Source organism: Flavobacterium sp., assembly GCF_031363805.1.
Lineage (GTDB): Bacteria > Bacteroidota > Bacteroidia > Flavobacteriales > Flavobacteriaceae > Flavobacterium.
The window spans coordinates 1-10,737 of record NZ_JANLVD010000210.1 but is presented as its reverse complement, the minus strand read 5'-3'; the positions used below and the strand labels follow the sequence as shown (position 1 = coordinate 10,737).

Sequence of the window (10,737 nt, the reverse complement as noted above, 5' to 3'; positions counted from 1 at the left end):
AGGAAATACAGATGGTAGTTTTGTAACCGAAGTTCCTATTGGAAAAAATAAAAATGTAGTTTACAATATCGCTTTTTCTTCGCCAACCAACATCAGTTTAGAATATGTTACAACAGCAAATGCTACAGATTTAATCAATTCAAATGCAGAATATATTGTCAATTCAGATATAACTAAAACCATAACGGTTTTAAATCCTAACAATCAACTTTTGATAGATACAAATTATGATGGTCTTTACGAAAGTGGCGTAACCAATTATTCATCTTTTGAAATACGTTTTAAGTTAAACGGAATTATTCCGCTTGCGGCTGGAACTGGTACTTTTAAATTTCAGTCATATCAAATAAATAATTTTAAATTCACTCATAAAAATATTTCGGATACCTTCAATAACAAATCTACTTTTAAAATTATTGCTACCTGTGTTCCAAACGATTCAGATTCAGATGGAATTTTTGACGAATTTGATGATGATAGTGACAATGATGGAATTCTCGATAATATAGAAGCCCAAGGAAATTCGCCTGTAGTAATTTTAAATGCCGATACCAATTTAAATGGTCTCGACAACGCTTTTGAAACTGGATTTGTTCCTTTTGATACAGATAATGATGGTGTTCCAGATTATCTTGATTTAGATGCCGATAATGATGGTATTTATGATTCGGTAGAAACTGGAATTGCCAATACTGATGCAGACCTGATTAAAAATTACCGCGAACTAGATAGTGACAACGATGGCTGCAATGACGTAATTGAAGCTGGTTTTTTGGATCCGAACAATGATGGTTTTCTAGGAAATATCGCACCACCAACAGTAAATATAAACGGATTGGTAACCAGCGGATTGGGCTACACAACACCCAACGCCAACTATGTAACTGCCGCTCCAATAATCATTACCACACAACCGCAATTACCACCTACTTGCGAATTGCAAAATGCTACTGTAATAGCTTTAGTGGACAATGGCGGAAACACTTATCAATGGGAAGTTTCAACAAACAATGGTTTGAATTGGAACAATATTACCAATGTTCCTCCATACTCCAACACTACAACCAACTCTTTAGTTATTTCAAGCGTTACAAATGCTATGAGCGGCTACCAATTCCGTGTTAAACTGGATAAAATTGGTAACTCCTGCGGATTGTATTCAACTATTTTAATACTTGCAATAAATCCGCTGCCAGCAATTGTAAATACTACCTTGGTTCAATGTGATACAGGAACCAACCCAGATGGAATAAGCATTTTCAATCTAGACGAAGCGAATAATTCTTTAACAGGAAACAATTCAAATTTTTCTACTGTTTTTTATCCCAATTCATCAAGCGCGCAAAGCAATCAGAATATTTTAAACACAAACTATACAAATACAACTAATCCGCAGCAAATAATTGCCAAAGTAACCAACACAACAACCGGATGTTACAGTTTTAGTACGCTAACCTTGAATGTAAATGTCATTATAAGTCAAAATTATACCATTCCATCAAAGTGCGATAATGATGGCGTGGAAGACGGATTTATAAATTCAGATTTAACACTATCCAATATAACTGTCACACCAACGCAAACCCTGACTTATTATTCCACTCAGAACGATGCATTATTGGAGCAAAATCCGATATTGAATCCTGCTCAATTTAAAAATCTGATTTCCTATGGCATTCAAACTGTTTATGCCAGAATCGAAGAAGGAAACAGTTGTTCTGGAATAAGCATCATTAATTATGAAATATACAGATTGCCCAATATTAAAATCACCGATGAATATATTTATTGTCTCAATGCTACAGAACCCTTAAAATTAAACGCAGGAATATTGGCTGGTCTGCCAACAGATTATACCTATGCTTGGTCAACTGGTGAGAAAACTTTTGAAATAGAAGTAAACGCAAAAGGCACTTATTCAGTAATTGTAAAAAATGTTAATTTATGTGTAAAAACTAGAATTATAAAAGTAACCGAATCAGATATTGCCACCATAACCAATATCAATGTTGAAGATTTATCACAAAATAATACATTAATAATTACGGCAACTGGCGCAAGCAATCAATATTTATATAGTTTGGATTTTATAGATGGTCCATATCAAGAAAGCAATACTTTTGAAAATGTAGCTGCTGGCATTCATACCGTTTACGTTAAAGATGTAAATGGTTGTGGCATATCGGAAAAAGAAGCCAATGTTCTGGGAGCACCAAAATATTTCACCCCAAACGGCGATGGTTACCATGAATATTGGAATTTAAAAGGACTCAGCGCATCATACAAACCCAAAGGATTAATTTCGGTTTTTGATCGATTTGGCAAATTATTAAAACAGTTCAGTATAGAAGCCAATGGCTGGGATGGTACTTTCAATGGCGCACCAATGCCAGCTGACGATTATTGGTTTACTGTAGCATTAGAAAATGGAAAAAGTAGTAAAGGAAACTTTTCTTTAAAAAGGTGATGGTAAAAAAAAATCAATTTATGACTAATCAGTTATTCTATTTAATATTAATTCCATATTTAGTATTGAGTATTCAAAGTTGTAAAACAAAGATAAATGAAGTAAAAAATAATATACAAGTAGGAAAATGGGTAACTATTGATACTTTCGATTATCCTTACATCTCAAAAGGGAAATATTATAAAGGGAAACAAACAGGATCTTGGAAATATATTTACAATGGAAAATTGGATAGAAAAGAAAATTATAAGAATGATAAATGTCTGACCAAATTTTATTATCCAAATCGAAAATTAAAACAAAAAGGATACACAAAATTAGATAATATAGAGAATAATGCGCATTGGTATTATTCAGGAAATTGGAAATATTATAATGAAAGAGGTAAATTAGTAAAGATAAATATTTTTGAAAATGGAAAAATAGTTGATAGTATCATTAAATAAAATTGTTTCATCATTATGGCATTCCCAAAAACAAAAAACTTGTTTTACTCACAATATGAATAAAACAAGTTTTTTATTTTGGTCGGGCTTTCGGCTTTATCTGTCATTGCGAGGAAGCATGACGAAACAATCATATTATTTAAACGCAATGACAGGATATCGCCTTAATCCCTAATGCGGGAGAAACTTTATTTCTTGTAGAATAATTTCAATTACCATATTTTTCATTTTCCTTAAGAATTAAATTGTTTTATACAATAATACAAAAGCACTCGTCCTATAAACTTTTCAACCAGTATTTATTTATAAATTAGATAATTTAAAATTTATGCGTAAGTTTGGACGTTGGCATCTATTTCAAAAGTTAAACCACGAATCTAATGCAAATTTTTAAGAAAAACAACAATTTGATATGACCTATGAATTATATATTTATACTGGATTAATTTTATACTTTCTACTGCGCTTGCAATTTCAGATACACTAAATAGAAAAAAACTTGTTATTACTTTTGCAATCATCATCGGAGTTTTTGGTTTAATATCTTTATTTAGACAATGTGACAAAGACGCTAATTCGAGAAAAGATGCAGATTTAGAAAAAAAATATAACTTTTTCAAGGAAAAACAAAAAGAACTATATGATAAAGAAATGAAAGCTAAAACTGATTCAATAAAATTGCTTCAAAAAAATGTAGTTGATAGTACTGGTTTACTATTAATAAAACAAAATACTTTATTAAAAAATATACAAAAATCTGTAAAAATTCAAAATAAACTTGTATTATCTCAAAGAGAAACAATAAAACAAACTTTAGGTGATGGTTATCCTACTGTAGTAATAGTACCTGAAAATGACAATAATATTAGTTTTGCAGTTACCCCGAGTGGTAACTATTCAATATATGACGCTAACATTAGAGTTGTTAATTCCAATAAACTAAGAAAAATGAAAATTAGGAGAGAAAATAATAAAAACTTTCTTTCTGTAGATTCAATTCGAACCTGTATTGTCGAGTTTAATAAACAACCACTATCACCCAAAATGTTCAGTCGTATTGATTATAAAGTACTTACATCCGAATCTCCTAAATTTTTGGTCTTTGAAATATCAGCTAGAAATATTTCAACAATACAATACTCTATAATTTATAAAGATAAAAATAAATTAAATCATGCCTATAAAATTTTTAAAGTTCAAAACAGAAAATATGATTTATTGATTGAAACAACCGATGTATTCATAAATAAAAAAATATGGGAAGATAATTTTTATTTTAAAGAAAATGAATGCTATTTAGAATATAAATAAGAATTAAAATCTCAATCGTTAAAATAATAATAACATTACCATCAACTCAGACAGATTGTAATTGTTTATTTGATGAAAAACAGAAAAACAATAAAATTAGAATTGATAAATTTGTTTTCATCTCCTTTATGGAACCCATTGAGGTTTTAATATGCCAAGAAATTTTCCAGTAACTCCATCTATAACATAATCGTAACTATTACTTGGTTTTATTTTTTCGTGATATTTTTTATTTCCAGTAACACTTATAAACCATTTTGCTTTACCGTCTGGAAATCTACTTAGATCTGACCTGCCTACACTAAATTGAAGTTCATACTTTTTAATTTTTTTTGCGCCAATTATTTTTTTTACTATTGGTATAATCTCGTCATAGCATACTTTATAACCATAATCATAATCATATATTTCCTGAATACTGCCATCTAAATTAAATCTTTTTGACACTGCTATTTTACTACTGGTACTTTCTTCGTATGGCTTGAAGTAAAAATAATTTCTTTTAATTTTACCATTTGGATAGTAATATATAGTTTTATCTATTTTTAATTCTTTATTTAATTTAACAAAAGATATTTCTGTTGAATCAATTTGTATTGTGTAATAATATTTATCATTGTCTAGTATTACAACTTCTCCTTTGTTATTATATGATTTATATTTTTCAATATCAAATGTCATTTCGTTTGGAAAAAGTTTGAAAATGGAATCATTGTAGTTGCATTTTGATTCACTTTTTTGAGCAAATATGAATAATGAAAACAATAAAAAAGTAAAATTAAAAATTATTTTTTTCATAGTAATTATTTTAAAAGTTTATTATTTCGTGCTATTTCCCATTGCCACTTCCAAGTATATGTTTTAGTGTCTGAATAATCCATGTAGTTATCTGTACTTTTACCATCAAAAATATGAGAGTTTTGTTCTACAAAAGTATGCTCAAGTCCCAAAGCGTGCATAATTTCATGAGCAATCGCTTCGGGTAGCATTTTTCCTTCCAAATTTGCTGAAATACCATAGGCTACGCCTGAATTTATTTCTGAAAATCCTGCTACTACTTCTATATTACCTTCTTCAACTTCTGCATTTGCTTTATCCATACACGCACGATTTGCTAGATATAATGTTAAATTTGTTGCTGACGGAACGGAAGCCTTTTCTACAAATGCTACAAATGAACCTTTACGACCTTTTAATATATATTCTGTTTGACCTATTTTATAAATAACTCCTGTCAAATTTTCTTTTGATAAATCAGCTAATTTAGGTTTGTCATTTTCTATGGTAAAATCTATGAGCATCGGGTTGAAAGCTTTTTTAAGTAACTCGATTAATTTAATTTTGTTAATTTTTCTAACTAAATCGTTTTTATCTTCTTCGTTACCTGTAATTTCAACATATCGCCAATCTAAATTTACGGTTTTAACTTCTGGATAAAATACATTAATTGCTCCAACTAACTGACCATCGCCCTCCACTTTTATTTGAGCTTGACTTCCAGAGTTGTTACAAGTAATTTGTACTTCACTCACATCTTTTAAATTGGCAGGTTCAAATGTAAAATCTGGGCTGGCTTCAAATTTAATTTCATTGTATAACTTGTAGTTTTTCCGCTTTATATTTTCAATACTCAAAGATATGGTTTGTCCTTTTCTCATACTAACCCATACTGGAAAATATTTTTCTCCATTTACTTGGATTGGATTGTATTCGTTTTCAAATTTAGTGAAATCTTTTCCAGTATAATTATTTTTAAAATTAGGATCAAATTTATCAAAACCAAATTTACCATTTTTTACATCGCTACTATTGGCATCAAATAAAACGGTTACTTTTTTCTCTTCTTCTTTATCTTCCTCCACAAAAGTACTTGCATTTTTCATATCAATTTGAGGTTTGCTCCAGTCTTTTGTAAAATTAGAACCTTGGTAATTGCTATTTCCAGGCGATATCTCGATAGTATGGCGCATTGCAAATTTGCCATTGCTATCAAATTCTTCTTTATAAAGAAAGCAATAAGCTTCTTGAAATCCTAGTTTTTTAAATATACTTATCCCATCTTGGTTATAAAAAGTAATGGTGCCTTTCTTCTGCACATCATGGCTCTTTGTCCAGTCAAAAGCTGTAATGTCTTTGTCAGACTCCAAAACCAATATTATATGTCCACCAGAAACATTGCCACAAGGATAACCTATGTGGTTTGCTGCTTGCTCGAGTTTGTAATTAAATTCTTGAATGTTAAATTTTTTCCCCTCTATTTCTAGTATTGCTTTAACTGCCATTTTTTAGTTTTAGTTTTTGCAAGTATACAATAAACCCACAAAAACATTTTACGGTTATCCCGCGTATTTTGTTAAAGTTTAATTTCTTACAAATTTAATTTTGACAAACATACAAAAATAATTTAATTAACATATTGTTGTATGTTAATATTTAAGTCAATAAATCTGAATTTTCCACAAAAATAAATTGGTGGACAAATCAAGTGAGTTACAAAAGTTAGGACAGCAAATTCGTGAAGTACGAATTAGAAAAGGACTGTCTCAAGCAAAATTAGGTTTAAAAATTTTTAAAGACCAACAATCAATTCACAAAGTTGAAACGGGAGAGTTTAATCCGTCATATATTTATCTTTTGGAAATTTGTGCAGGTTTAGAAATTTCATTAGATGAATTATTATTGGAAATAAAAAATAAAATGTAATGTTAAAATTAGTAACCCATGCACCAACCAAAGTAACACAAGTACCAAACAAAGTAAGATAAGTACCAATCCAAGTAAGACAAGTACCGACCGAAGTAAGCCAAGTACTAATGATAGTAAGACAAGTACCGACCGAAGTAACACAAGTACCAACTTAAATAAGGCAAGTACCTCCCAAAGTAAGACTTGCACCAAAAAGTAACCTTAAAACAAATATACTAATGAGAATCAAACAAGAAGAATATGTCCCCCTCGCTGACATGCTTATTTCCAGCTTCGAAAGAGACCAGGCCGAAATCGAAGCAGAAAACAGTTTTTATTCCGTGGAATTTTTAAACCTGTTTAAAGCGACCACCGAAGAAGTAAGAGAACTTGAAAAAGCCGATGTACTGCTTACACAACAAAAAACAGTAACCAAAGAATTATACCTACTAGCCGATAATTTATACAAACCACTCAAAATATTCAATATCGTGGTGCAAAAAGCTGCCTTACCTACAACTTTGGTACAAGACATAATTACCAATTTAAAAAAACGTAATATAGAAGGTGGACTTGTCGATATTAAATCATTAATGCAAGTAGTAGCCAGCAACCAAGCTTTGCTTACATCAAAAGCCATGAAGTCCAATTTTCCAGCACTTTTGGATACAAGCTTCAAAGCCCTTACAGAAAAAAGCAATTTGCAAACAGATATTATAAAACAACGACAATTGCTCACCAATGATAATGGTTCAACTTTCGACATATTATATAATGACTACATTACAGATGTGTGCAGTATAGGAAAAGCAGTTTACCACGGCACCGCCAAAGCAAACGAATATACCATTAGCAAAATGTTAAAAAAACTACACGTCAATCGTTATGGTAGTGGAGGAAATAATACACCGCCAGCTGTTTAAACCAAAAAAATAGTTCACAAATTGTGAACTATTTTTTTTATTCAAAATCCAATCGAAATCTCACATCAAAAAAAAACCGTTCAAATTTTAATTCAAACGGTTTTTTTATCAATCATTATTCTCAATTTGCTTATAAGCATCAATCACTTTTTTGACCAGTCGGTGTCGGACAATATCTTTATCATCCAAATAAATAATACCAATTCCTTCTATATCTTTAAGCACCAGAATGGCTTCTTTGAGTCCAGAAATCGTTCTTCTTGGCAAATCGACTTGCCCAGGATCGCCTGTAATCATAAATTTGGCGTTTTTTCCCATACGAGTCAAAAACATTTTCATTTGAGAATGGGTTGTATTCTGTGCTTCGTCCAAAATTACAAATGCATTGTCTAGCGTTCTACCACGCATAAATGCCAAAGGCGCAATTTGAATAATGCCTTTTAAAATATAGTCTTCCAAAGTTTGTGGTGGCAACATGTCGCGCAAAGCGTCATATAAAGGTTGCATATAAGGATCTAGTTTTTCTTTCAAATCACCTGGTAAAAATCCTAAGTTTTCACCCGCTTCAACCGCTGGTCGTGTAAGCACGATACGCTTGACTTGCTTCTCTTTCAAAGCTTTTACTGCCATAGCAACTCCAGTATAAGTTTTTCCTGTTCCTGCTGGTCCAACGGCAAAAACCATATCATTTTTATTGATACTGTCTACCAACAATTGTTGATTTGGCGTCATAGCTTTAATGAGCTTCCCTCCTATTCCATGAACCAAAATTTTGTCGTGGTCTGCCATTCGCTGGTCTTCACGAGAATCATTCAAAATAACTCGATCTATGACGTTGGTATCAATATTATTGTAGCGTGTAAAATGAACCATCAATCTGTTAAAACGTTTTTCAAACTCATCCAGTTCTGCTTTTTCGCCAAAAGCCTTTAAGGTTGTTCCTCGAGCTACAATTTTTAGCTTTGGATAATACCTTTTAATTGTCTCTAAATGAGAATCCTGTGCGCCCCAAAATTCTTTTGGAGCAATGTCGTGTAATTCAATGATTCGTTCGTTCAAAAGCAGTAAGATTAAATTAAAAAAATAAGTTAGCTTTGCATCTCTCAAATTTAATAAATTAAAAGAAGCAATTCCCGATTAGTTATAAACAAAATGATGTCAATAATTACCTTAACAACAGATTTTGGACTAAAAGACCACTTTGTAGGTGCTTTGAAAGGTAAATTAATTTCCGAGTTTCCAGAAGTTCAAATTATTGATATTACACATCATATTGACTTATTCAATATCTCAGAAGCCAGTTACATTGTCAATGCTTCATACAAAGATTTTCCTAAAAATACGGTTCATTTAATTGGAGTTGATCATGAATTAACCAAAGAAAATAAGCACATTGCCATGCAATGGAACGATCAGTTTTTTGTGTGTGCCGACAATGGAATTTTGAGTATTCTGACACAAAAATTGCTTCCTCAAAAAATAGTAGAAATCAATATTCACAATCGCTTGCCCGATGGTGCAACAGATTTGGATGTTTTTGTAAAAGTAGCTTGCCATTTAGCAAAAGGTGGCAATTTGAATGTCATTGGAAAAGAAATATCGTCCATTAAAATAGTAAACGAGTTGCAAGCTGTCATGGCTTCAGATTTGAATAGTATCAAAGGCTGCGTGATTTACACGGATCATTTTGGAAATTGTGTAACCAACATTACAAAAAAGATGTTTCAAGATGTTGGTAAAAATCGATCATTTGAAGTTAAATTTGGAACCAAAAACATCAAAAAAATACACAACAATTATTCTGATTTCAAAGTTTCTGAAAAATACACATTAAAAGATTATGAGGGCGAAAAATTAGCATTATTTAATGAAGCTGGCTTTTTAGAAATTGCCATTTACAGAAGCAATCCCAATACGGTGGGTTCTGCAAGGTCACTTTTAGGATTGAAATATCGAGATGTAGTAAATGTAGTGTTCATTAATCAGTAATCAGTGTACAGTAGTGAATATCATATAACTAATTACTAATTACTAATTACTAATTACTAAAATATAAAATCCCATGTTCGTAAGAATAGTAAAATTAAGCTTTCACGAAGAAAATATTCCAGCTTTTCTAGAAAACTTCGAATTGATGAAAGAAAAAATACGAAATGCTGAAGGAAATCGTTTTCTAGAATTGTACCAAGACAAGAATAACAAATGTATTTTTTTTACCTACAGTTATTGGGAAACTGAGGGCGATCTAGAAAATTACAGAAACTCTGAACTTTTTTATGATGTTTGGAATTTTACAAAAAAACTGTTCAATGACAAACCCGAAGCTTGGAGCGTCGACAAACTGGCCTCTTTAAAATAATTACGAATTAAAAATTACGAATTACGAATTACGAATTACGAATTAAAAATAAATAAACTATCAAACAATCGAACAATCGAATTATCGAACAATCGAATAATCGAATAATCAAATTAAAAAATGAAAGCCATATTATTTAAAGAATTTCAATCCTTTTTTGGGTCACCCATTGGTTATTTGGTCATTGCCATTTTCTTACTCATAAGCGGACTGTTTTTGTGGGTTTTTGAAGGGAATTATAATATTCTAAATTCTGGCTTCGCCGATATTACTCCGTTTTTTACCATTGCACCGTGGATCATGCTTTTTTTAATTCCAGCAGTTACTATGCGTAGCTTTTCAGACGAAAAAAAACAAGGAACCATGGAGTTGTTGCTTACCAAGCCATTATCGCTTTGGGAAATTGTAAATGGCAAATTTCTTGGCGCTTTTTTATTGCTAATAATTGCCATAATCCCAACCTTAATTTATGTAAAAGTAATTTATGATTTTGGTTTGCCTGAAGGCAATATAGATCTTGGAAGTACTCTAGGATCCTATTTTGGA

At 31.1% G+C, this 10,737-nt stretch carries 11 protein-coding genes; 8 read left to right on the top strand and 3 right to left on the bottom strand.

Going from position 1 to position 10,737, the window contains the following annotated elements:
* The 3 genes from RMN92_RS11270 to RMN92_RS11260 form a co-directional block, all read left to right on the top strand.
* Window positions 1–2,467: T9SS type B sorting domain-containing protein (locus RMN92_RS11270; RefSeq protein WP_309609544.1), on the top strand; the 2,467-nt coding region annotated here is incomplete at its 5' end.
* A 20-nt stretch (window positions 2,468–2,487) separates the two neighbouring features.
* Window positions 2,488–2,913, top strand: coding sequence for a hypothetical protein (locus tag RMN92_RS11265; RefSeq protein ID WP_309609543.1), 426 nt, complete (start codon window positions 2,488–2,490; stop codon window positions 2,911–2,913).
* Between the two features lie 678 nt (window positions 2,914–3,591).
* Entirely contained in the window at window positions 3,592–4,224 is a 633-nt protein-coding gene (locus RMN92_RS11260) for a hypothetical protein (RefSeq protein ID WP_309609542.1), read from the top strand.
* A gap of 126 nt (window positions 4,225–4,350) precedes the next feature.
* On the opposite strand, the gene RMN92_RS11255 is transcribed toward RMN92_RS11260, so the two are convergent.
* Both RMN92_RS11255 and tssD read right to left on the bottom strand, forming a co-directional pair.
* Complete coding sequence (locus RMN92_RS11255; protein WP_309609541.1) at window positions 4,351–5,022, bottom strand: hypothetical protein; 672 nt, start codon at window positions 5,020–5,022, stop codon at window positions 4,351–4,353.
* A 5-nt stretch (window positions 5,023–5,027) separates the two neighbouring features.
* A complete protein-coding gene (gene tssD / locus RMN92_RS11250; protein WP_309609540.1) occupies window positions 5,028–6,506 on the bottom strand; it encodes a type VI secretion system tube protein TssD in 1,479 nt (492 codons plus the stop codon).
* Window positions 6,507–6,696: 190 nt separating this feature from the next.
* Between tssD and RMN92_RS11245 the strand changes: the two genes are divergently transcribed.
* Entirely contained in the window at window positions 6,697–6,927 is a 231-nt protein-coding gene (locus RMN92_RS11245; protein ID WP_309609539.1) for a helix-turn-helix transcriptional regulator, read from the top strand.
* Window positions 6,928–7,148: 221 nt separating this feature from the next.
* Complete coding sequence (locus tag RMN92_RS11240) at window positions 7,149–7,832, top strand: hypothetical protein (RefSeq protein ID WP_309609538.1); 684 nt, start codon at window positions 7,149–7,151, stop codon at window positions 7,830–7,832.
* A 108-nt stretch (window positions 7,833–7,940) separates the two neighbouring features.
* On the opposite strand, the gene RMN92_RS11235 is transcribed toward RMN92_RS11240, so the two are convergent.
* Window positions 7,941–8,891 carry a PhoH family protein gene (locus tag RMN92_RS11235; protein WP_309609537.1) on the bottom strand — a complete coding sequence of 317 codons (951 nt, stop codon included), beginning with the start codon at window positions 8,889–8,891 and terminating at the stop codon, window positions 7,941–7,943.
* Window positions 8,892–8,987: 96 nt separating this feature from the next.
* Between RMN92_RS11235 and RMN92_RS11230 the strand changes: the two genes are divergently transcribed.
* The 3 genes from RMN92_RS11230 to RMN92_RS11220 form a co-directional block, all read left to right on the top strand.
* Window positions 8,988–9,821, top strand: a complete 834-nt coding sequence (locus RMN92_RS11230; RefSeq protein WP_309609545.1) for an SAM-dependent chlorinase/fluorinase — start codon at window positions 8,988–8,990, stop codon at window positions 9,819–9,821.
* 73 nt (window positions 9,822–9,894) lie between these two features.
* Window positions 9,895–10,191: an antibiotic biosynthesis monooxygenase family protein gene (locus RMN92_RS11225; RefSeq protein WP_309609536.1), complete on the top strand. Its 297-nt coding sequence runs from the start codon at window positions 9,895–9,897 to the stop codon at window positions 10,189–10,191.
* Between the two features lie 120 nt (window positions 10,192–10,311).
* Window positions 10,312–10,737 (top strand): ABC transporter permease subunit (locus RMN92_RS11220; protein ID WP_309609535.1); only part of this gene is annotated, 426 nt, incomplete at its 3' end.

What these genes read in the sequence shown, in the direction of transcription:
- RMN92_RS11240 (WP_309609538.1), top strand. Translation starts at nt 7,149, where the DNA reads ATGAGAATCAAACAAGAAGAATATGTCCCCCTCGCTGACATGCTTATT.
- RMN92_RS11225 (WP_309609536.1), top strand. Translation starts at nt 9,895, where the DNA reads ATGTTCGTAAGAATAGTAAAATTAAGCTTTCACGAAGAAAATATTCCA.
- RMN92_RS11255 (WP_309609541.1), bottom strand. Translation starts at nt 5,022, where the DNA reads ATGAAAAAAATAATTTTTAATTTTACTTTTTTATTGTTTTCATTATTC.
- tssD (WP_309609540.1), bottom strand. Translation starts at nt 6,506, where the DNA reads ATGGCAGTTAAAGCAATACTAGAAATAGAGGGGAAAAAATTTAACATT.
- RMN92_RS11265 (WP_309609543.1), top strand. Translation starts at nt 2,488, where the DNA reads ATGACTAATCAGTTATTCTATTTAATATTAATTCCATATTTAGTATTG.
- RMN92_RS11230 (WP_309609545.1), top strand. Translation starts at nt 8,988, where the DNA reads ATGTCAATAATTACCTTAACAACAGATTTTGGACTAAAAGACCACTTT.